This window comes from Streptomonospora alba (assembly GCF_000826685.1).
GTDB lineage: Bacteria > Actinomycetota > Actinomycetes > Streptosporangiales > Streptosporangiaceae > Streptomonospora > Streptomonospora alba.
The window spans coordinates 1-21,570 of sequence record NZ_JROO01000052.1; the positions used below are offsets into that span (position 1 = coordinate 1).

Annotated in this window: 20 protein-coding genes; 8 read left to right on the forward strand and 12 right to left on the reverse strand. The window is 72.3% G+C overall.

The genetic code is table 11. The features are described 5' to 3' along the window. Nucleotides 1-241: 241 nt before the first annotated feature. Nucleotides 242-1,666 carry a type I glutamate--ammonia ligase gene (gene glnA, locus LP52_RS23450; protein ID WP_040276570.1) on the reverse strand — a complete coding sequence of 475 codons (1,425 nt, stop codon included), beginning with the start codon at nucleotides 1,664-1,666 and terminating at the stop codon, nucleotides 242-244. A gap of 291 nt (nucleotides 1,667-1,957) precedes the next feature. Between glnA and LP52_RS23455 the strand changes: the two genes are divergently transcribed. Continuing rightward, nucleotides 1,958-2,404 (forward strand): RDD family protein, encoded by a 447-nt coding sequence (locus tag LP52_RS23455; RefSeq protein ID WP_040276571.1) that lies wholly within the window; start codon nucleotides 1,958-1,960, stop codon nucleotides 2,402-2,404. A gap of 192 nt (nucleotides 2,405-2,596) precedes the next feature. On the opposite strand, the gene LP52_RS23460 is transcribed toward LP52_RS23455, so the two are convergent. The 9 genes from LP52_RS23460 to LP52_RS23500 form a co-directional block, all read right to left on the reverse strand. Continuing rightward, complete coding sequence (locus LP52_RS23460) at nucleotides 2,597-3,346, reverse strand: DUF4191 domain-containing protein (protein ID WP_040276572.1); 750 nt, start codon at nucleotides 3,344-3,346, stop codon at nucleotides 2,597-2,599. Nucleotides 3,347-3,659: 313 nt separating this feature from the next. Next, a complete protein-coding gene (gene lipA, locus LP52_RS23465; RefSeq protein ID WP_040276573.1) occupies nucleotides 3,660-4,601 on the reverse strand; it encodes a lipoyl synthase in 942 nt (313 codons plus the stop codon). Nucleotides 4,602-4,658: 57 nt separating this feature from the next. Then, the gene (lipB, locus tag LP52_RS23470; protein WP_040276574.1) at nucleotides 4,659-5,387 is read right to left on the reverse strand and encodes a lipoyl(octanoyl) transferase LipB; all 729 of its coding nucleotides are present in this window, start codon (nucleotides 5,385-5,387) and stop codon (nucleotides 4,659-4,661) included. Between the two features lie 28 nt (nucleotides 5,388-5,415). Further along, the gene (locus LP52_RS23475; RefSeq protein ID WP_040276575.1) at nucleotides 5,416-6,306 is read right to left on the reverse strand and encodes a TIGR01777 family oxidoreductase; all 891 of its coding nucleotides are present in this window, start codon (nucleotides 6,304-6,306) and stop codon (nucleotides 5,416-5,418) included. A 340-nt stretch (nucleotides 6,307-6,646) separates the two neighbouring features. Next, nucleotides 6,647-8,140, reverse strand: coding sequence for a 2-oxoglutarate dehydrogenase, E2 component, dihydrolipoamide succinyltransferase (gene sucB / locus LP52_RS23480; protein ID WP_040276576.1), 1,494 nt, complete (start codon nucleotides 8,138-8,140; stop codon nucleotides 6,647-6,649). A 78-nt stretch (nucleotides 8,141-8,218) separates the two neighbouring features. After that, on the reverse strand, nucleotides 8,219-9,595 hold the full coding sequence (lpdA, locus tag LP52_RS23485; RefSeq protein ID WP_040276577.1) for a dihydrolipoyl dehydrogenase: 1,377 nt from the start codon (nucleotides 9,593-9,595) through the stop codon (nucleotides 8,219-8,221). A gap of 132 nt (nucleotides 9,596-9,727) precedes the next feature. After that, the gene (locus tag LP52_RS23490; protein ID WP_040276578.1) at nucleotides 9,728-11,233 is read right to left on the reverse strand and encodes a leucyl aminopeptidase; all 1,506 of its coding nucleotides are present in this window, start codon (nucleotides 11,231-11,233) and stop codon (nucleotides 9,728-9,730) included. A gap of 485 nt (nucleotides 11,234-11,718) precedes the next feature. Then, nucleotides 11,719-12,588: an adenosylcobinamide-GDP ribazoletransferase gene (locus LP52_RS23495; RefSeq protein WP_394298224.1), complete on the reverse strand. Its 870-nt coding sequence runs from the start codon at nucleotides 12,586-12,588 to the stop codon at nucleotides 11,719-11,721. Between the two features lie 202 nt (nucleotides 12,589-12,790). After that, on the reverse strand, nucleotides 12,791-13,795 hold the full coding sequence (locus LP52_RS23500) for a bifunctional adenosylcobinamide kinase/adenosylcobinamide-phosphate guanylyltransferase (protein ID WP_040276605.1): 1,005 nt from the start codon (nucleotides 13,793-13,795) through the stop codon (nucleotides 12,791-12,793). Nucleotides 13,796-14,135: 340 nt separating this feature from the next. Here LP52_RS23500 and LP52_RS23505 point away from each other — a divergent pair, with 340 nt between their 5' ends. Next, nucleotides 14,136-14,342, forward strand: coding sequence for a hypothetical protein (locus LP52_RS23505; RefSeq protein ID WP_040276579.1), 207 nt, complete (start codon nucleotides 14,136-14,138; stop codon nucleotides 14,340-14,342). A gap of 242 nt (nucleotides 14,343-14,584) precedes the next feature. Here the strand turns inward: LP52_RS23505 and LP52_RS23510 are convergent, their stop codons facing one another. Both LP52_RS23510 and LP52_RS23515 read right to left on the reverse strand, forming a co-directional pair. Continuing rightward, complete coding sequence (locus LP52_RS23510) at nucleotides 14,585-15,583, reverse strand: aldo/keto reductase family protein (protein ID WP_040276580.1); 999 nt, start codon at nucleotides 15,581-15,583, stop codon at nucleotides 14,585-14,587. A gap of 85 nt (nucleotides 15,584-15,668) precedes the next feature. Further along, nucleotides 15,669-16,157 (reverse strand): DUF3043 domain-containing protein, encoded by a 489-nt coding sequence (locus tag LP52_RS23515; protein ID WP_052810202.1) that lies wholly within the window; start codon nucleotides 16,155-16,157, stop codon nucleotides 15,669-15,671. A gap of 292 nt (nucleotides 16,158-16,449) precedes the next feature. Here LP52_RS23515 and LP52_RS23520 point away from each other — a divergent pair, with 292 nt between their 5' ends. The 6 genes from LP52_RS23520 (at nucleotide 16,450) to LP52_RS23545 (ending at nucleotide 21,192) form a co-directional block, all read left to right on the forward strand. Beyond that, nucleotides 16,450-17,235, forward strand: coding sequence for a PspA/IM30 family protein (locus LP52_RS23520; protein WP_040276582.1), 786 nt, complete (start codon nucleotides 16,450-16,452; stop codon nucleotides 17,233-17,235). Beyond that, nucleotides 17,232-17,516, forward strand: coding sequence for a PspA-associated protein PspAA (gene pspAA, locus LP52_RS23525; RefSeq protein WP_040276583.1), 285 nt, complete (start codon nucleotides 17,232-17,234; stop codon nucleotides 17,514-17,516). The genes LP52_RS23520 and pspAA overlap by 4 nt, the downstream gene beginning before the upstream one ends. Nucleotides 17,517-17,820: 304 nt before the next feature. Further along, nucleotides 17,821-18,738: a zinc metalloprotease HtpX gene (gene htpX, locus LP52_RS23530; protein ID WP_040276584.1), complete on the forward strand. Its 918-nt coding sequence runs from the start codon at nucleotides 17,821-17,823 to the stop codon at nucleotides 18,736-18,738. Between the two features lie 64 nt (nucleotides 18,739-18,802). Then, on the forward strand, nucleotides 18,803-19,393 hold the full coding sequence (pspAB, locus tag LP52_RS23535) for a PspA-associated protein PspAB (protein WP_040276585.1): 591 nt from the start codon (nucleotides 18,803-18,805) through the stop codon (nucleotides 19,391-19,393). Between the two features lie 76 nt (nucleotides 19,394-19,469). Continuing rightward, a complete protein-coding gene (locus tag LP52_RS23540) occupies nucleotides 19,470-20,624 on the forward strand; it encodes a glycerate kinase family protein (protein WP_052810203.1) in 1,155 nt (384 codons plus the stop codon). A gap of 217 nt (nucleotides 20,625-20,841) precedes the next feature. Beyond that, nucleotides 20,842-21,192 (forward strand): HesB/IscA family protein, encoded by a 351-nt coding sequence (locus tag LP52_RS23545; protein ID WP_040276586.1) that lies wholly within the window; start codon nucleotides 20,842-20,844, stop codon nucleotides 21,190-21,192. Nucleotides 21,193-21,570 lie beyond the last annotated feature (378 nt).

Below are 21,570 nucleotides of genomic sequence, written 5' to 3' on the forward strand. Positions count from 1 at the left end.
TGGGCGGGGCGAGCGGCGTCGTCCGCCTGTCGCCCATCACCCGGCGAGGAGGGCCGTGCCGCGCCCGTTCCGCGCCGCCGGCTCAGTCGCGGAGAGCTCACCGGCCGAACCCGTCCGAACAGGCGAAAGGCCGCCGCGGCCGCGCGCGGCGGCCCGGCGGCCTCTCGTAGCCGGTAGGCGGCTCCCGCCGGGTGCCGCACGCGGGTATGCGGCGCTCAGGCGGAAGCGGCGGATCACCCGCTTAGATGTCGTAGTACAGCTCGAACTCGCGCGGGTGCGGACGCAGGCGCAGGGAGTCGATCTCCTCGGTGCGCTTGTAGTCGATGTAGGTTTCGATCAGGTCCTCGGTGAAGACCCCGCCCTCGACCAGGAACTCGTGGTCGGCTTCCAGGGCCTCCAGCGCGGCGTCCAGGGAGGCGGGGACCTTCTCGATGGCCTCGGCCTCGGCCGGGGGCAGCTCGTAGAGGTCCTTGTCGACCGGCTCCGGGGGCTCGATCTTGTTCTTGATGCCGTCGATGCCGGCCATCAGCATCGCCGAGAAGGCGAGGTAGGGGTTGGCCGAGGGGTCGGGCACCCGGAACTCCAGGCGCTTGGCCTTCGGGTTGGACCCGGTCAGCGGGATGCGGATGCAGGCCGAGCGGTTGCGCTGGGAGTAGACCAGGTTGATCGGGGCCTCGTAGCCCGGCACCAGGCGGTGGTAGGAGTTGATGGTCGGGTTCGTGAAGGCCAGCAGCGCCGGAGCGTGCTTGAGCAGCCCGCCGATGTAGTGGCGCGCCATGTCCGACAGCTGGGCGTAGCCCGACTCGTCGAAGAACAGCGGGGCGCCGTCCTTCCACAGGCTCATGTGGCAGTGCATGCCCGAGCCGTTGTCGCCGAAGACCGGCTTGGGCATGAAGGTGACCGACTTGCCCTCGGAGTAGGCCGTGTTCTTGACGATGTACTTGTAGAGCTGGACGTCGTCGGCCGACTTGAGCAGCTCGTCGAACTTGAAGTCGATCTCGGCCTGGCCGGCGGTGCCCACCTCGTGGTGCTGGATCTCGACGTTCATGCCGGCGTCGATCAGGTTGCGCACCATCGTCGAGCGCAGGTCGCTGTAGTGGTCGACCGGCTCGACCGGGAAGTACCCGCCCTTGTAACGCGGCCGGTAGCCCAGGTTGGACTGGCCGTTCTGGGTACCGGTGTTCCAGGCGCCCTCGATCGAGTCGATGTAGTAGAACGACGCGTTCTCCTGCGTCTGGAAGCGCACGTCGTCGAAGATGTAGAACTCGGCCTCGGGACCGACGAAGACGGTGTCGGCGATGCCGGTGCTGTTGAGGTACGCCTCGGCCTTGCGGGCGACGTTGCGGGGGTCGCGGCTGTAGGACTCGCGAGTGAACGGGTCGTGCACGAAGAACGTGAGGTTCAGCGTGCGGTGCTGGCGGAACTTGTCGACGACCGCGGTCGACAGGTCCGGCAGCAGCAGCATGTCGGACTCGTGGATGGCCTGGAATCCACGGATCGACGAACCGTCGAACATCAGGCCCTCGTCGAAGGTCCCCTCATCGACGTGCTCGATGGGGAGGGTGAAGTGGTGGGTGGCCCCGAACAGGTCCGTGAACCGGCAATCGAGGAACTTGATGTCCTCGTCCCGGGTGAAGGCGAGAAGTTCTTCGGCGCTGCTGAACAAGAGTTACCTCCGTGCAGGTGAAAGAGGTCGCGCGGTCGGTGCCCCGCTTCGTTGCGGTATCGCGCTCCGGCCTCGCAACCTCCCGGCTACGTCGTCGACGCTAGGAGGGGGCCGTTTCCGGTCCATGTCTCCAATGTTTCCCGCGCGTTACGGAGCCCGGCGTTATCCCTGACCATCGTGCATGAGCGGCGGTAACAGACCGAAACCGGACACGCAGCAGGGGTGCGGACACGTGGAGTCGCCGCTGCAGCGCGACCGGAATCGCCTGCGTATGCCGATACCGTTGTGTGCATGGCCGACACCGAAGGCGCCGAGGAGGCGCAGTTCCACTACCGCGGCAACCGGCTGGGGATGCCCGAGCACGGGCCGGGGTCGGTCCCGGGCATCGGCAGGCGTCTCGCGGGGCTGATGTTGGACTGGCTGCTGTGCGTCCTGGTCATTTCGGCGTTCACCGGCGGCTCCGGCGGCGACGCCGCGGAAACGCCCTTCGCCTCCAGCGCGGCGCTGCTGCTGTTCGGTGTCTACACCGCGCTGATGCTGTCGGTGTTCGGCACCACCCTGGGCAAGCGGATCGTCGGCGTCGAGGTCGCCGCCACCGGCGAGCGCCCGCTGCCCTGGCCCGTGGCGATGGTGGTGCGCACCTTTCTGCTGTGCCTGGTGATTCCGGCCGTGGTCTACGACCCCGACCACCGCGGCCTGCACGACCGCGCCGCCGGGACGGTCAGCCGACGGATCTGAGACCCCGGCCGGGCGCACCGGAGGGTCGGCCCCGGCCGAGGGCGTTACGCGCACCGCCTGCGCGGGGCGGGCCCGGAGCGACGCCCGCCTCACCTCCGGCGACCGCCCACCCCGGTGCCCGCCGAACGTCCGAGCCGGTCCCGCTGATCGGCGCAGGCAGCCGGCTTCGCAGCAATCGCCGAGCGCGCCGCCTCAGCTGCCGCCGCCGCCCGACGCCTTGGGACCCTTGGGCATCTTCGCGCCCTTGGGCATGGGGCCCTTGGGCATCTGCATCGCCGCGGGAAGCGCCTTGAGCCGGTAGCGCAATTCGGCGACCTCGCCCTTGTCCAGGTTGCGCGGCAGCTTGAGGAGCCGGCGCTGCAACTGGGCGATGGGCACCTGGGATTCGCCGTGGCCCACCTGCAGGTCGTAGATCGGTGTGTTGTGGGCCACGCGCGCCACCCGCTTCTTCTCGGCGGCGATGAGGGCCTTCAGGCGGGAGGGGTCCCCCTCGCCGACCAGCACCACGCCGGGCTTGCCCACGGCGCGGTGGACGACGTCCATCTGCCGGTTGGCGCTGACCCCCGGCTCGGTGGTCCAGTCGCCGCGCAGGTTGTCCAGCACCGCCGTCGCAGCGCCGAGTTGGCCGTCCAGCATCTCGTACTGGAGCCGCTGCGTGGCGCGCGTGAAGTAGACGAAGCCGGCCAGGAACGCCACCGCGAAGCCGAGCGGCCCCCAGTACAGCCACCCGCCGAAGACGGTCGCGCCGGCGACGACCAGCGCGAGCACCGCCAGGAAGATCCCGACCGCGATGGGGATGGTGCGCGGACTCTGCCGGTGGACCACCCGGACGACCATGGCGAACTGCTTGAACCTGCCGGGCGGCTTCTGCGCGCCGCCCTGGCCGGAGGCGCCTTGCGCCGGGGTCGCGGGTGCCTTGGTGTCCTTGGGCTTCTTCGCCATCATGTTTCCGGGCAGGGTGCACCTGCGGTGCACCGACGGGAGCCGCCTCTTCCTGCCCGTCCTCCTATCGGTCGAACCCTGCTCGTCGGGGGCGCCCCCGGGGCCTCGGGCGCGCTCCGCTCGTCTGGCCGGTGCGGTGCCGCAGTCCACCGCCTCGGCCCGGGGGCCGACGGTGTGCCGCGTGCTCTACCACCCAGGATATGTGTCGCGACCGGGCGAACGTGAGACGGCGGCCCTCCGGCCGCCGTCTCAGCTTGATTACGTTGTCTGCGGACGCGGATGCGGCACCCTGCGTGAAACGCTCGCGCGGGGCTCAGCTGCCCGCGGCGACCTGCTCGCGCTTCTCGACGGCCTGCTTGTACAGCCGCCCGGCGCGGTAGGAGGAGCGCACCAGCGGCCCCGACATGACCCCGGCGAACCCGATCTCCTCGGCCTCCTCCGACAGCTCGACGAACTCCTCGGGCCGGACCCACCGGTCGATGGGGTGGTGCAGCTTGGACGGCCGCAGGTACTGGGTGATGGTCAGCAGGTCGCAGCCGGCCTCGTGCAGATCGCGCATGGCCTCGCTGATCTCCTGGCGGTCCTCGCCCATGCCCAGGATCAGGTTGGACTTGGTGACCAGCCCGTCGGCGCGCGCCTTGCTGAGGACCTCCAGCGAGCGCTCGTAGCGGAAGCCCGGGCGGATCCGCTTGAAGATCCGCGGCACGGTCTCGGTGTTGTGCGCGAGGACCTCGGGGCGGGATCCGAAGACCTCGCCCAGCTGGTCGTCGTCGGAGTTGAAGTCGGGGATCAGCAGCTCGACGCCGGTGCCGGGGTTGAGCTCGTGGATCTTGCGCACGGTCTCGGCGTAGAGCCAGGCCCCGCCGTCGTCGAGGTCGTCGCGCGCCACGCCGGTGACCGTCGCGTAGCGCAGCTCCATCTTGCGGACCGACTCGGCCACCTTGGTGGGCTCCATGCGGTCCAGTGGGCTGGGCTTGCCCGTGGAGATCTGGCAGAAGTCGCACCGCCGCGTGCACTGGTCGCCGCCGATGAGGAAGGTGGCCTCGCGGTCCTCCCAGCACTCGTAGATGTTGGGGCAGCCGGCCTCCTGGCAGACCGTGTGCAGCCCTTCACGCTTGACCAGGGAGTGCAGCGCGGAGTACTCCGGCCCCATCTTCGCCTTGATCTTGATCCAGGGCGGCTTCCTCTCGATGGGCGTCTCGCTGTTGCGGGCCTCGATCCGCAGCAGCTTGCGGCCCTCAGGAGTGACGGTCAACGCGGACCCTTCCTTTCCTGCTTCCCTTGTGGGGAGGTCGTGGTACGGCGGCCTGCCTCAGGCCCCGGCCGGCTCGGTTTCGCGGGCGGGCTCGGTTTCGCGGGCCGGTTCGGGCACGCTGTCCTGGACGCGGAAGCCCGTGGCGCCCAGCACCGCGGCCAGGTGGCGCTCGACGACGGGAACGGCCTCGGCGACGGCGACGTCGCGGCCCAGCTCGGCCGAGAGCGATGTGACGCCGGCGTCGGTGATGCCGCAGGGCACGATCCGGTCGAACCAGCCGAGATCGTTGTCGCAGTTCAACGCGAGCCCGTGCATGCCGACCCCGCGGGCGATCCGGCAGCCGATCGCGGCGATCTTGCGTTCGGTCAGACCGCGGTCGAGATCGGCCTCCAGCCAGACACCGGTGCGCCCCTCGACCCGCGTGCCCGCGAGTCCGAATTCGGCGATCGCGCGGATGAGGGCTTCTTCCAGCATCCGCACGTAGCCGACCACGTCGATCGGATCCCCCAGCCGCACGATCGGGTAGACCGTGGCTTGGCCGGGGCCGTGCCAGGTGAGCTTGCCGCCGCGGTCGATGTCGACGACGGGCGCGCCCGGGTCGCTCAGCGGGCGGTCCCAGGGACCGGTGCGCTTGCCCGCGGTGTAGACCGGCTCGTGCTCCAGCACCAGCACGGTGTCGGGAACGCGGTCGCCGACACGGTCGGCGTGTACCCGCTTCTGCAGGTCCCAGCCCTCGTGGAAGGGCACGGGAGCCTCGCCGAGGCGGACGAAGACGAGCTCACTCATACATCCCACCATATGCCCCGGGTATGGCTTAGGCGATGTCGGATAGGGCACCGGCCAGCTCGGGGCGGTGGAAGGAATAGCCTGCGCCGCGAAGGCGTTCGGGCACCGCCCGCTGGCTGATGAGCGCCGCCTCGTCGGCGAAGCCGCCCAGTGCCGCGCGCATGGCGAATCCCGGAACCGCCAGCACGGCGGGCCGGCGCACCGCCCGCGCCACCTGGCGGGTGTACTCGGCGTTGGTGACCGGCTCGGGCGCGACGAGGTTCACCGGGCCGGTGATGTCGGGACGCTCCAGCAGGAACCGCAGCGCCCCCACCTCGTCGGCCAGCGCGATCCAGGAGATGTACTGGCGGCCGCTGCCCAGGCGCGCGCCCAGCCCCAGGCGGAACATCGGCAGCACCGTGCCCAGAAGCCCGCCCGAACGCGCCAGCACGATGCCCGTGCGGGCATGCGCCACGGAGATCCCCGCCTCCTCGGCGGGGGCTGCGGCGTCCTCCCAGGCGGCCACCAGCTCGGCCAGGAAGCCGCGCCCGCGCGGGGCGTCCTCCGTGGCGGTCCGTGCGCCGGTCTCGCCGTAGAACCCCACTGCAGAGCCCGACACCAGGCGCGGCGGCGGGTCGTCCATCCCGGCCAGCGCGGTCGCCAGCGCGCGGGTGGCCGGAACCCGGCTCTCCCACAGCTTGCGCCGGTAGCCGCGCGTCCAGCGGGCCGGCCCGATCGGCTGCCCGGCCAGGTGCACGACCGCGTCCGCGCCGACGAGGCCGCCCGTGTCCACGTAGCCCACCTCGGGGCGCCATTCGGCCTCGTCGGGACCTCGTGCGGGGCGCCGGACCATGCGCACCACCCCGTGGCCGTCCTCGGCCAGAGAGCGCGCCAGGGCGGAGCCGATGAGCCCGGAGGCACCGGTTATCGCGACTCGCATGCCGCACTGCCTACCCGACCCGGCGGCCGCTACGCCAGCGGGCATCCGGTGCCGACCGTTCCGAGGCGGATCCGCCGCGCGATCCCGTGGCCGGTTTCCGCCGAAAGCCTGCGGTGGCACCCCAGGGGCCAATACCGTAGTGTTAGCACCGCGGGACACTACGTAACCGGTGGTTCCCGTGGTTTGCGGCTCCCCTGCGCCAGGGGTGCCGCAGCGTAGACCTTTGGTGATGGGGATCACCAGGGGGATGGTGAATGGTGGGGTAAAAGCGGGGCGGTACCCGATCGCGGGTACCGCCCCGTCCGCTTTGCGCGCCGCTCGCCGGCGGCGCCGGTCCGCCTCAGGCCAGCCCGACCTCGGACTCGAACGCGCCCTCCTCCAGGCGCCCGCGGAGATCCTGCAGGAACCGCGCCGCGTCGGCGCTGTCGATCAGCCGGTGGTCGTGGGTCAGCGCCAGGTACATCATCGACCGCACCGCGATGACCTCGCCCAACTCGGGGTCGTCGACCACTACGGGACGCTTGACGACCGCGCCGGTGCTGAGGATGCCGACCTGCGGCTGGTTGATGATGGGGGTGTTGAACAGTGCGCCCACCTCGCCGGTGTCGGCCAGCGTGAACGTGCCGCCGCTCAGCTCGTCGGGGTTGAGGCTGCCGGTGTGCGCCCGCTCGGTGAGGTCGGCGATCTTGCGCGCCATCCCGCCCAGGTTGAGGTCGCCGGCGTCCTTGACGACCGGCACCAGCAGCCCCGGATCGGTGTCCACGGAGATGCCGAGGTTCTCGATGCTGTGGTAGGTGACCTCGTAGTTGGTGCTGTCGATGACGGCGTTGAGCTTGGGATGCGCCTTGAGAGCCTCGACCGTGGCGAGTGCGAAAAACGGGAAGAAGCCGAGCTCCACGCCCTCGCGCTCCTCGAACTCCGGTGCCGCGCGCTCGCGCAGACGGGCGATGTCGGTGACGTCGACCTCGACGACCTGGGTGACCTCGGCCGAGATCCGCAGCGACTCCGCCATCTGGTCGGCGATGGTCTGGCGCAGCCGCGACATGGTCTCGGTGGTGCCGCGCAGCTTGGTGTCGGCGACCACGGGGCGGCGGGCGCGCGCGGGCGCCTGCGCGGCCGCGCCGCCGCCGGCCGGGCTCTCGCGGCGCTTGCGGCCGGCGGCCTCCTGCACGTCCTGCTTGCGGATGCGGCCGCCGACGCCGGTGCCCTGCACCCTGCTGAGGTCCACGCCCTCCTCGGCGGCGAGCTTGCGCACCAGCGGGGTCACGTAGGCCTCGGTGACGGCGTCGGTGCCCGCGGACCGCCCGGCTCCGCTGACGGTCTCGACGTCCACCGGCGGGGTGGCGTCCTCGCGGCTGGCACGCGGCTGTGCCGGGGGCTCCGACGCGGCGCCGGGCTCCGGCCGGGCCTGGCTCCGGGCCGAGGGCTCCGGTGCCGGCTCGGGCTCGGGTTCCGGCTGAGGCTCCGGCTGCGGCTCCGGTTCCGGCTCGGGCTCCGGCTCGGGCTGCGGTGCCGGCTCCTCGGCCTGCGGCTCGGGAGCCGACTCCTCGGCCGCGGGTGCGGCGGCCTCCCCGCCGCCACCGCCGGCGGCCTCGTCCTCCCCGCCGATGACCGCGATCTCCGCGCCGATCTCCACGGTCTCGTCCTCGGAGACGAGAATCCTGGACAGCACCCCCGACGCAGGGGCGGGGATCTCGGTGTCGACCTTGTCGGTCGCAACCTCCAGGAGGGGCTCGTCGGCCTCGACGTGCTCGCCCTCCTGCTTCAGCCACTGGGTGACTGTGCCCTCGGTGACGCTTTCGCCCAGCTCGGGCATTGTTACGGAAGTCGGCATGGTTCCTCTTAAGTGGACGTGCGGAACGCGGGGAAACAACGAAAAGGCGGGGCGAGCCCCAGCCCGCCCCGCAATCGTCTACTCGTGGACGTGCAGCGGCTTTCCTGCCAGCGCCAGATGCGCCTCGCCGATCGCCTCGGACTGCGTGGGGTGAGGGTGCACGAGCTGGGCCACCTCGGAGGGCAGCGCCTCCCAGTTGTAGATCAGCTGCCCCTCGGCGGTCAGTTCGCCCACGCGGGAGCCGATCATGTGCACGCCCAGGACCGGTCCGTCCTTCTGGGCGATGACCTTGACCGAGCCCTGCGTCTGCAGGATCTGGCTCTTGCCGTTGCCACCGAGGTTGTAGTCGATCTCGACGGTCTCGTAGCCGCGCTCCTGGGCCTGGGCCGAGGTCAGACCGACCGAGGCCACCTCCGGCTCGGAGTAGGTGATGCGCGGGACGCCGTCGTAGTCGATCGCCGGCGGATTGAGGCCGGCGATCTGCTCGGCGACGTAGATGCCCTCGGCGAAGCCGACGTGGGCCAGCTGCAGGGTGGGGATCAGGTCGCCCACGGCGTAGATGTTGCCCACGCCGGTGTGCAGGTTCTCGTCGACCTTGACGAAGCCGCGCTCCATCTCGACGCCGTTGTCCTCATAGCCCAGGCCCTCCGAGACCGGCGCGCGGCCGATGGCCACCAGCATGACCTCGGCCTCCAGCGACTTGCCGCCCTGCAGGCTGACGCTGACGCCGGTGTCGGTGGTCTTGACGCTCTCGAACGGGGTGTTGAGCTCGTACTTGATGCCGCGCTTGCGGAACGCCCGCTCCAGCTGCTTGGAGGTGGACTCGTCCTCCAGCGGGAGCAGGTGCGGCAGCGCCTCGACGATGGTGACCTCGGCGCCGTAGGAGCGGTACACGCTGGCGAACTCGACGCCGATCACGCCGCCGCCCAGCACCACGACCGACTTGGGGACGTGCTGCATCTCCAGGGCGTGCTCGCTGGTGATGACCTTCTCGCCGTCGATCTCCAGGCCGAGCGTCTTGGGCGTCGACCCGCTGGCCAGCAGGATGTTGGTGCCCTTGTAGACGGTGTCGCCGACGGTGACCTCGTCACGCCCGGTGAGGCGGCCCTCGCCCTCGACCACGGTGATGCCGTGCGCCTTGATTAGGCCGGACAGGCCCTTGAACATGCGGGAGACGACCTTGTCCTTGTAGGCGTTGACGCCCGCCATGTCGATGCCCTCGAAGCTCGCCTTGACACCGAAGGTCTCGCTGTCCCGCGCGGCGTCGGCGACTTCGGCCGAGTGCAGCAGCGCCTTGGTGGGGATGCAGCCGACGTGCAGGCACGTGCCCCCGAGCTTGTTCTTCTCGATCAGGGCGACCTTCATGCCCAGCTCGGAGGCGCGGATGGCGGCGGCGTAACCACCGCTGCCGGCTCCCAGGATCACCAGGTCGAAGGTGCCGCCGTTCTCACTCACGGGAAGGACACTCCTTGATGTGGATGTGAATGTTCGTCTGGATCGGACGCTTCCGCGAGGCCGGGCGGGGTGGCGCCCGACCGCCGCTGCTGTTTCGTTCCGGCGTGCGGTCGCCGCGGTTGGGCTCCCGCGTCAGTCCGCACGCGCGGCGTGGTTCTCCGCGATCCGCACCAGGGTGCGGGTGGCGGCACCGGTGCCGCCCTTCGGTGTGTAGCCGAAGGGCCCGCCCTGGTTGAAGGCGGGGCCGGCGATGTCCAGGTGCGCCCAGCGCGTGCCCTCGTCGATGAACTCCTTGAGGAAGATGCCCGCGCTGAGCATGCCGCCCCAGCGCTCTCCGGCCACGTTGGCGATGTCGGCCACCGAGGAGTCCAGGCCCTGGCGCAGGTCCTCGGGCAGCGGCATGGGCCAGGCCTGCTCCCCGGAGGCGGTGGCGGCGGCCACGACGTCCTCGCGCACGCCGTCGTCGTTGGCCATCACGCCGAACACCCGGGTACCCAGGGCGACGAGCTGCGCCCCGGTGAGGGTGGCGACGTCCACGATCAGGTCGGGCGAGTCCTCGTGCGCGCGCACGAGCGCGTCGGCCATCACCAGGCGGCCCTCGGCGTCGGTGTTGAGCACCTCCACGGTCTTGCCGCCGTAGATCGTCAGGACGTCGGAGGGCCGCTGAGCGCTGCCGCCGGGCATGTTTTCGGCGATGGCGAGATAGGCCACCGCGTTGACGGTCGGACCCAGCTGCGCGATGGCGCGCATGGCGCCCAGCACCGCGGCGGCCCCGCCCATGTCGGACTTCATCCAGTCCATGCCCGAGGTCGGCTTCAGCGACAGGCCGCCGGAGTCGAAGGTGATGCCCTTGCCCACGAACGCGACGGTCCGGCTCGCCTCGGGGTGGCTGTACTCCAGGCGGACGAGCCGCGGCGGGTTGTCGGAGCCCTGGCCGACGCCGATGAGGCCGCCGTAGCCGCCCTCGGCCAGTCGGCCTTCGTCGAGGATCTCGACGCCCAGGCCGTTATCGCGCGCCACCTCGGCGGCGGCCTCCGCCAGGTCCTCGGGCACCAGGTCGGCGGGGGCGGTGTTCACCAGGTCGCGGCTGAGGTTGACGCCGCCGGCGAGGGTGTTCGCGCGCTCCGCGGCCTCCCCGGCGCCTGCGGCGTCGCTGGCGACCAGCAGCTCGGCGGCGGGAGCGCGGGTGTCCTCGCCGGTGCGGTAGCGGGTGAAGGCGTAGTCGCCGAGCAGCGCGCCCAGCGCCGCTGACTGCACCAGTTCGGGGGTGTCGGCGGGCAGCGCCAGGGCGATGCGGGTCTGCCCGGTGGCGCGCGAACGCAGGGCGGCACCTGCCGCGCGCGCAACGGTATCGGGGTCGAGGGCTTCTCCGGAGCCCGGCTGGGCGCCGAGGCCGACGGCGATCACCACCGGTGCGGTCAACACGCCTTGGGTGGGGACGCTGCGCACCTCCTCGGCGGCGCCCGTCGCGCCGAGCAGCGACAGTGTCTTGCCCAGACCGCCGGGGAAGGCGGCGTCGACGCTGTCGGCGCCGGACGCGGGCCGGGGCCCGTCGTCCGCCGGATGGTAGCCGACCACCACCGCGTCGACGTCGAGAGAAGCGGGGGATTCCGTAATTACTGACAACGACGTGCTCACGCCCCCGATGCTAGCCCTTGTGACGTGCCCCCGGGCACCTAGCCCGCGGCGTGGTCGTTCATGCGGCGAAGAACCGCGCGGATCGGCGTCCGTGGACAGCCGGTACGGCCTGCGGCCCCGGCGGGGCCGGGGGCGGGCCGGAACCGACCGTGTGCGGGCGCCGTCGGCCCGGGGCGGACGGGGACCCCGTTGGCGCCGCTCGCCGGCGACGGGGCCCTCGCCACTGCCCGTGCGACCGCTCTTCGGGGCGGGCCCGGCCGGATGACCAGGGCCGCCGCGGGGGGCGAATACGCCGGGCCGCAAGCGGAGAAAGGCGAAGCGGGAGGCGGATGGACGCGTTCGGGCGCGCGTATGCGCCGTACAGCAGGCACTGTGAACAAATGTGACGAGGCCAACAGATGGTACCCGCCGGTAGCCGGTAGCCGGTAGCCGGTCGACGGGGCCCGGGCGGCCGCTGTGGCCGGCGACCGGTGATGGTCCGGGGATCAGGCCGCTGCGGCGGCGGCGACCACGAGTGCGGCGGTGGTCGCCGTTTCGGACACGGCGCCGAGGGTGTCTCCGGTGATGCCGCCGGTGCGGGCGACCGCGCGGGCGAGGAGGGCGGCTGCGGCGCTCAGGCCCAGAGCGACCGCGACGGCGCAGGCGAGCGCGAACACCACGCCGCCGGTCGCCGCCCCGGCCGGGGCGGCGACGAGCAGGACCGCGCCCGTCGCCGCGCCCGCCGCCCAGGAGGGCACCGTTGCGGACACGAACGCGCCGAGCCCTTCGGGGCGGGCCGAGGGCACACGCGGGGTGCACGCCCAGGTGATGGCCAGTCGACCGGTCGCGGCGGCGACGATCAGGGCCGCGGCCGCGGCCGCGGGGGATGCGTCTGCGACCGCGCCCAGAGCCGCGGTCTGGCCCAGCAGTACGAGTACGAGGGTGATCACGCCGAACGGACCGATGTCCGAGCGCCGCATCACCTCCAGGGCCTCCTCGGCCGGGCGGCCGCTGCCCAGGCCGTCGGCGAGGTCGGCCAGCCCGTCCAGGTGCAGTCCCCGTGTCAGCAGCGCCAGCGTCCCCACGGCCGCGACCGCGGCCGGGAGGCCGGGCAGTCCCACGAGTACGGCGACCGCCAGCACCGTCGCGGCGACGGCTCCCAGCAGCGCGCCCACGAGCGGCGCCAGCACCATGGCCCAGCCTGCGACCGCACGGTCCACCCGCGGTGCCGCGACGGGAACCGCCGTCAGCGTGCCTGCGGCCATGCGCAGCCCGTCGAGGCCGTCCCGCAGCGGGCCGCCGCCCTCGGCGGACCGCTCGCCGCCGGGGCCGGTGTGCCGATCGTCCGTCGTACCGGAGTCGTCTGCGGAGACCATGGCGATCGCCTTTCGTCGGTGATGGGGCCGGGACTCGGCGCCAGGGGCGGGCCGCCGCGACCCCGCCGCTCGGTCGTACCCGGGGCGGACTCCGGCCCCGGAGCGCGGCGTGCGCGCCCCATCGCCGCCGCCTGTCGTGGCGGCCGGCTCCGGGCGCTCTTCGGGGCCTTCGCCGCCGCTGAGGGCGGTGGCCCCAGGCTCACTAGTGCAGCTCCACCACGCGGCCCGCCGTGGCCAGGACGACCTCCTCGGACTCGGCCGCCAGGAGTTGGTTGGCCCGGCCCAGCCAGTCGCGGAAGAGGCCGCCGCTCACCGTCGGCGGCACCACGCCGGAGCCGACCTCGTTGGTCACCGCGACGAGGTAGGCGGGGCAGCGCCGCCAGACCTCCACCAGCTCGTCCAGGCGCGCCGCGAGCTCCTCCTCGGCGCCGGCGGGAGGCCGCTCCTGCCACAGGCCGCAGGTCTCCATCGCATCGGCCAACCAGGTGCCCACGCAGTCGAAGAGCACGGCGCCCCGGGCATCGCGCAGTACCGCGGCGGCGTCGGGGGACTCCTCGGTCTTCCACCACGAAGGGCGCCGGGCGCGGTGCTGTTCGACGCGGCGTACCCAGGAATCGTCCGCCTTGTCGCCGCCGGGGGAGGGGCCGGTGGCCAGGTAGGTGACCTCGGACTCGCCGAGCAGGCGCCGTTCGGCCTCGGCCGACTTGCCGGAGCGCGCGCCCCCGGTGATCAGCACGCGGTGCGGCCCCTGCGCGCGCTCGGGCGGCCAGGCCGAGGGCGGGCACCACAGCTCCTGGCCGTCGAAGGGCGCGGAGGCGCCCCACAGCCGAGCGCGGCGGTCGAACTCCGCGGGGGAGTGCACGCGGTGGTCGCCGCCGACGGCGAGAACGGCCGTGGTCTTGGCGACCACCCCGGCGCGGCGCAGCGCGCCGATCGCGGCCGGCGACTCGACGGCGTCGACGATCGCCACATCGACCTGGTGCCAGGGCCTCCTGGGCGCGGGCTCGGTCCCGTCCGTCCCGGCGTCGGTGTCGTCGCCCGCGGGGGGATCGGCCGGTGCGTCGGGCCGGGCCAGCAGGAGGCGCCCGCCGCCGGGGCCCTCGACCCGGGTGCCGTAGGAAGTGACCTCGACGGTGTAGCCGGGCGGAGGGGACGACACCGCGCCCGTGCCGGGATCGCGCAGGGTCAGCGCGTCGTCGACGGTGATCCGCAGCGGGACGCGGCGGTTGTCCGCGGCCCGGTTGCAGGAGGCGCAGCGGCAGTGGGGCGCGGGCCATCCCTCGGAGCCTGAGGTGCCGGAAAGTCGGAGTCGCACGTTCGCCAGTCAACAGCATCGGGGTCGGGGACGGCGGGGGAACCCCCCAGGCGGGTCGGCGACGCCGCCGCGGGGGAGTGCCCAGCGGGCGCCCGCGCCAGTGCCGGGCCCGAAGGCCGGGGCCGCGCGCCGGGCCGGATCCGCTCCGCGGGCACAGCCTATGCTCGGGGCCGCGCCTACGGCGCCCCCGAAGGGGCGTGGAGGGCGAGTCGGAGATGAGAAAGGGCGGAATATGGCCTGGAGTTGGCGGTACGAGACCGAGCACGGCCGGCCTCTGGAGGAGGGCGCCCTGCCGGGCGAGCTGTTCTCCTCGCGCGGCGACGCGGAGAGCTGGCTGGGGGAGAACTGGCGCGAGCTGGTCGAAGGGGGCGCCTCCCGGGTCACCCTGCTCGAGGACGACCGCCCGGTGTACTCGATGAGCCTGGACGATCCCGCCTGAGGCTGAGGCTGAGGCTGAGGCTGAGGCTGAGGCCGCGGGCGGGGCCGGGACGCGGTGCGGCCGGCGAACCGGCCGTCCGTCCGGGCCGCGTCTTCGGTCTTCGGCGTGCCCGCCGTGTCCGGGAGGCGCGGCGACCGCAGGTGCACAGCCGCCTCGCCGCTTCCGCCCGTCCTCGCTCCCGAGGAGGGGCGGAAGCGCTCCCGGCCCGGCCGCGCGGCCGCCCGCGCCTTACGGCCTCCCGGTCACGGCCGCTCGGCCGGGCTGACCGTCAGGGACGGGTCGCGGCGGACGGCGTCGCCGAGGATCTCGTCGATGCTGCGCATCAGGTCCTCGTCGAGCCGCCGGCCCGCCGCCCCGGCGTTGTCGTGCACCTGCTCCGGGCGGGAGGCGCCGATGATCGCCGCGGAGACGTTGTCGTTCTGCAGCACCCAGGCCACCGCCAACTGGCCCATGCTCATGCCGGCCTCCTCGGCGAGGGGCACCAGACGCTGAACGCGCTCCAGCACGTCGTCCTGCAGGAAGCGGCTGATGAACCTGCCGCCGGTCTCGTCGGTGGCGCGCGAGCCCGCTGGGGCCTCCTGACCGGGCCGGTACTTGCCGGTGAGCACGCCCTGGGCGATGGGGGAGAACACGATCTGCCCCAGGCCGCCGCGCCGGCTGGCCGGGACCACCTCGGGCTCGATCACCCGCCAGAGCATGCTGTACTGCGGCTGGTTGGACACGATCCGATCCAGCCCCATCTCCTCGGCGAGCTGCAGCGCACGCTCGATCTCCTCCGCCCGCCACTCCGAGACGCCGATGTAGCAGACCTTGCCCTGGCGCACCAGGTCGTCGAAAGCCCGCAGGGTCTCCTCCAGCGGCGTCTCGTAGTCGAACCGGTGCGCCTGGTAGAGGTCCAGGTAGTCGGTGCCCAACCGGCGCAGCGAGTCCTCGCAGCTGCGCACGATGTGCTTGCGGGACAGCCCGCGGTCGTTCTTGCCCGGGCCCGTCGGCCAGTAGACCTTCGACAGGATCTCCAGGCCGTCGCGGCGTTCGCCCTTCAAGGCCCGCCCCAGAACCTCCTCGGCCCGCCCCTGGGCGTAGACGTCGGCGGTGTCGAAGGTCGTGACGCCTTCGTCCAGCGCCGCGCGCACGCACGCGGTGGCGGCCTCCTCCTCGATCTGGGAGCCGTGGGTGATCCAGTTGCCGTACGCGATCTCGCTTACGACCAGGCCGCTGTTTCCAAGATGCCGGAATTCCATGCCGAGCAGCTTACGCCGAGCACCCTGCGGCGGGCCGGGCGGAGCGGCGCGCCCGCGTACCGGGCGCGCCGACGCACGGGTGGGCTCAGCTGCGGGGCTGGGGAACGGGCTGGCCCGGCTTGACCTTGGGCTTGGGCAGGCGCAGGCGGCGAACCTGAAGCTGGCGAACCGCGGCGTACCAGCCCGCGCCCCGCACGGTGGGGTCGCCGGGGAACAGCTCGCCCGCCCGGCGCTTGACGCTCCTGGCGATGTAGATGCCCTCGGCGACGATCGTGACCATCATGGCCGGCCAGATCACGTAGGTGACCACGACCTGGAACTCGGGGATGGGCAGGAACAGCAGCACGATCACGGCGATCGAGAAGTAGAGGAAGTACTCGCTGACGCTGCGACGGGCGTCGACGACATCGCGCGCGTAGGCGCGTACGGGGCCGTGGTCCTGCGGGCGGAAGTTGCGGTCCTCGCCCTGCGCTTGCGGGCCGCCGCCCTTGCGCTTGTTGCGCGGGCCGGCTTCGCGCGCGCGGCGCTCGCGGTAGGCCCGGTAGGCCTCCTTGCGGGTCTGCGGCGCGCTCACCGGTCGGCGCAGCGCAGGCTCGGACTCGCGGCGCTTGGGAGTTGGCGCGCCCTTCTTGGGGGTATATCCCTTAGATTGGGTGGCCCCAGCAGTGCCAGGGCCGGACGCGGCCGGATCTTCGGATGCGGGAACGGAGCGACGTCGGAACACGTCTACCAGGGTAGCCGGTCCGAGCTTCATGGCGACCCATCGCGCGAGAGCGTAGGGTTGGATGCAGCGCCCGCCGGGAACAGCCGATACACGGACCGAGAAGGGGACGGCCACGCCGATGAGCGTGTTTCAGCGACTTTCCATGATGTTCAAGTCCAAGGCCAACAAGGCACTGGACTCTGTCGAGGACCCGCGCGAAACCCTCGATTACTCCTACCAGAAGCAGCTGGAACTGCTGCAGAAGGTCCGGCGCGGCGTGGCCGACGTCGCCACTTCGCGCAAGCGGGTCGAGCTGCAGGTGCAGCAGCTGGAGCAGCAGTCGGGCAAGCTGGAGACCCAGAGTCGCCAAGCGCTGGAGCAGGGCCGCGAGGACCTCGCGCGCGAGGCGCTCACCCGCCGCTCGGGCCTGAAGTCCCAGATCGACGGCCTGCGCCAGCAGCACGAGCAGCTGCAGGGCGAGGAGCAGAAGCTGACTCTGGCCGCCCAGCGCCTCCAGGCCAAGGTCGACTCCTTCCGCACCCGCAAGGAGACCATCAAGGCCACCTACACCGCTGCTCAGGCCCAGACCCAGATCAGCGAGGCCTTCTCGGGCATCTCCGAGGAGATGGGCGACGTCGGCATGGCCGTGCAGCGCGCCGAGGACAAGACCTCCGAGATGCAGGCCCGCGCCGGGGCGGTCGACGAACTGCTCGAATCGGGGGCGCTCGACGACGTCACCGGCAGCTCCAAGGACGACATCCAGTCCGAGCTCGACCAGATGGCCAGCTCCAGCGGCGTCGAGAGCGAGCTTGAGCGGATGAAGCGCGAGCTCGGCCAGGGCTCGGCCGCCCCGGGCCAGATCGAAGAGGGCGACTCCGGCTCCAGCGCGCGCAGCGCAGGCGCCAACGGCGGCCAGTCGCAGTCCTACCGTCAGGGGGAGGGAGCATGATCGTTCGCATCATGGGCGAAGGCCAGCTCGACCTCTCCGACGCCGACCTCGACCTGCTCAACGAGTTCGACCGCACCCTCGAAGGCGCCATCGAGTCCGGCAGCGAGGAGACGTTCCGCCAGGCGCTGAGCGACCTGCTGGAGCGCGTCCGCCAGGACGGCACGCCGCTGCCCCCGGATTCGCTGGAGTCCTCCCAGTTCATCCTGCCCCATGCCGACGCCAGCATGGCGGAGGTCCAGACCATGCTCGGTGACGAAGGACTCATCCCCGACCTCACGTGAGCCGGGAGCGTCCTTCCCGAATCGTTCTCCCGGTCGGCTGTGCGATGGCCGCCGCGCCCTGCGCGGCGGCCATCGGCGTTTTCCCAGGGCGGGCGGCGTGCGCCGGTCGGCGGCGCTACCGGTGGCGCCGGCCCGGCCCGAATCGGCGCGCCCGTCCCCGCTGCGGCGGAGGCGCGTCCGATGTGCTGGCTAGACTGCAGGTGTCCGGCCGGATGACCAGGGCCGCCCTTCGGCGGCTCGGACCGGTCGGCGGTCCCGGCAGATGCCGGGGCCGAGCGGTGCAAGCGGACGAAGGAGTGCCGCAGTGGCTGGTTCGAAGTTCCGCACCGACCGCGGGCTGACAGCCCGCATGGTCGCCACCATGTCCCTGCTGGGGATCCTCTACGTGGTGTTCGTCGTAGCGCTGTACCTGGTGGGCATGCCGCTGTGGCTGCTCGTGCTGGTGGTGGTCGGCTTCGCGGCCGTCCAGTACTTCGCCTCCGACAAGATCGCCGTGTTCTCCATGGGCGCCCGCGTGGTCTCGCCCGCCGAAGCGCCCGAGCTGCACGCCGTCGTCGACCGGATGTGCGCCATGGCCGACATGCCCAAGCCCAAGGTCGCCATCGCCCGCACCGACGTGCCCAACGCCTTCGCCACCGGCCACAACCGGAAGAACGCGGTCATCTGCGCAACCACCGGCATCATGCGCCGCCTGGACAACGCCGAGCTGGAGGCCGTCCTCGCCCACGAGCTCTCGCACGTGGCCCACCGCGACGTCATGGTCATGACCATCGCCGGCTTCCTGGGCATCGTGGCGGGGTTCCTGACCCAGATGGGATTGCGCTTCGCGTTGTTCAGCGGCGGCGCCCGCAACAACAACGGGCCCGCACCCGCTGTCGTCGCCCTGCTGGTGGTACTGGTCAGCGCCGTCGTGTGGGCGCTGAGCTTCCTGCTGACACGGGTGCTCTCGCGCTACCGCGAGCTCTCCGCCGACCGCGCGGCGGCCTACCTGACCGGCCGCCCCTCCTCGCTGGGCAGCGCGCTGACCAAGATCAACGGGGACATGGCCAAGATCCCCAGCAACGACCTGCGCAAGGCCGAGCCGTTCAACGCCTTCTTCTTCACCCCCGCGGTCTCCAAGAAGGGTTTCAGCCTCAGCCAGCTCTTCTCCACCCACCCGCCCATCGAGCAGCGTCTGGCCCAGCTCTCCGACATATCCCGGCAATTGGGCACCGGCGCCTGAGGGTAGCCAGAGCCGGAGCGGCGCGTACCGCACCGCACAGCCGAACACGGGGAGGACTTTCACCATGAGTTTCCTGCGCGCCCTGCTGGGCCGCTCCAAGCCGGCCCAGCCCGACCTCGACGCCCTGTTCGGCCTGCCCTCGGCGGCCATCACGCTGCAGGCCACCGCGGGACTGCGGCCCACCGGCACCGGCTCGGTGGCCTTCCGGCCCGCCGAGGGCCGCGCTTTCAACGAGCTGCAGCAGAGCGTGACCGAGCTGCTCAACGCCGGCGGCGGCCCCCGCGTCGAGGCCACGACCGACGAATACGGCTACACCTGGCTGGTGCTGGAGGCCCCCGCCCAGCCGGCCGACCCCTCCACCGGCGGCATCAGCGAGCTGGTCACCGACATCCACGCCGTCAACTCCTCCCTGGAGGCCAACGGCTACGGGCCCTCCCTGCTGTGCTCGCTGGTCGCCTTCGCCGACGGCGACGGCCGGCGCATCGCGCTCGTCTACCTCTACAAGCGCGGCACGTTCTACCCGTTCGCCCCGCTGTCCGGCCAGCGGCGGGACAACGCCCTGGAGCTGCAGGTCGAGGCGGCCGTGGGCAACGACCTGGCCGTCGAGAAGGAGAAGTCGCGCTGGTTCCCCGTCTACGGCGCCCCGGGCCTGTGATCGGGGCGCGCACCCCGCGTCCCCAGGCATGCCGTCCCCCTGGCGGCCGTATCGAGGCGAACGGCACACTGGTCGGGTGCGTATCGTCATAGCTCCAGACAAGTTCGCCGGCACCCTCAGCGCCGTCGAGGCCGCCGAGGCGGTGGCCGAGGGGTGGCGTTCGGTCGCCCCCGAGGCGCAGACCCGGCTGCTTCCACTGTCCGACGGCGGCCCCGGGTTCGTCGAGGTCCTGCACACCGCCCTCGGCGGCACGCTGCAGGAGACCGAGGCCACCGGCCCACTCGGCGACCCCGTTCCCGTGCGCTACCTGATGTCGGGCGCCACCGCCTACATCGAGAGCGCCCAGGCCTGCGGCCTGCACCTGGTGCCCCAGGAGCGGCGCGATCCCGGCGCCACCACCAGCCGCGGCGTGGGCGAGCTCATCGCCCATGCGGTGGCCGCCGGCGCACGCAGCGTCGTCGTGGGTCTGGGCGGCAGCTCCACCAACGACGGCGGCGCCGGCATGCTCGCCGCGCTGGGCGCCGAACCCGGCGACGCTCTCAGCGGAGGCGGGGCGGCACTGAGCCGGCTGTCGGCGCCCGTCGACCTCTCCGCCGCGCGCGATGCCGTGCGCGGCGTCGCCCTCGTCGCCGCCACCGACGTCGACAACCCCCTGCTGGGGCTGCAGGGCGCCAGCGCCGTCTTCGGCCCGCAGAAAGGCGCCGACGCCGACCAGGTGCAGCGCCTGGACACCGCGCTGGGCACCTTCGCCGAGGCCACCGACCCCGGTGTCCTGCGCGAGGAGGCCGGGGCGGGTGCGGCGGGCGGTCTGGGCTACGGCATGCTGCTGGTCGGCGGCGCGGTGGAGTCCGGCGTGGCCCGCGTGCTGGGCGCCGTGGGCCTGACCGAAGACGTGGCCTCGGCCGACCTGGTCATCACCGGCGAGGGCTCGTTCGACACCCAGTCGCTGCGCGGCAAGCTCCCGCACGGTGTTGCGCGGGCGGCCGCCGACCAGGGCGTGCCCTGCGTGGTCCTGGCCGGTGCTGTGGCGGTGGGCCGCCAGGAGGCCGCGGCCGCCGGCATCGCCGAGACCTATTCCCTTGTGGAGTCGGCGGGTTCCACCGAGGCCGCGCTGAGCAACTCCGCCGAGGAACTGCGCAAGCTCGCCGCCGGCGTCGCCCGGCGCTGGTCCGGTGCACGCACCGGGGCGGCCGGCGCCGCCGACGGCCCGGACGGAGACGGGGGCCGGTGACGTGGTCCGGGACGGGTGCCGGGCCCGCCCCGCGGGTTCGCGCGGGCCCCGGATCGATCCCGATGATGGCGGCGACCTGTATGAGCACCTACTCTGGACAAGAGCAGCATTGCGCGTCCCCGCCACGGGCAGGAATGCACCAGCGGCCGCGGGCGTTGACCGTTCGGGTCGACCAGTGCCAGTGGCGGCCGCCACGCTTTAACGGAGGAGCTAGCAGATGACGGTTCAGAGCGAGGCCCCCGCGCAGGGCATCATCCTGACGGAGACGGCGTCGAGCAAGGTCCAGGGTCTCCTGGAGCAGGAAGGGCGCACCGACCTGCGGCTTCGTGTCGCTGTGCAGCCCGGCGGCTGCTCGGGGCTCCGCTACCAGCTGTTCTTCGACGAGCGCGAGCTCGACGGCGATGTCGTGCGCGACTTCTCCGGCGTCGAGGTCGTCACCGACCGGATGAGCGCCCCCTACCTCGTGGGCGCCACCATCGACTTCGTCGACACGATCGAGAAGCAGGGCTTCACGATCGACAACCCCAACGCCACGGGGTCCTGCGCCTGCGGCGACTCGTTCCACTAAGGCGAGTGCCGTCGGCCCCGCCTCCTGAGCGAAGGGCGGGGCGCGGTCGCACGACGCCCGCAGACCATCCGAGGGTCCGCGTCCCCGCAGGGGAGCGCGGACCCTCGGCGTGTGCGGTGCCGCGGCGCGCTGCGCGCCCCCGTTTCCCGGTGCTCCCGGCGGAGCGGAGATTGGCCGAAGAAAGCGCATGGCGGAACGGAAAGCGTGTAGCGGAACAATCCCGATTGGATTTTTCCGTGCGCTCGCCGCTCGGCGCCGAATTTTCGCGCGCCGCCCGCCACCGAGGTGCCCGGCGCGGCCCACTCCGCCATTGAGGCCCTTGTGACCAGGAAAAACGTGCCCCCGTCGTGGGTGCCTTCCTCGGGCGAATCCGGCATC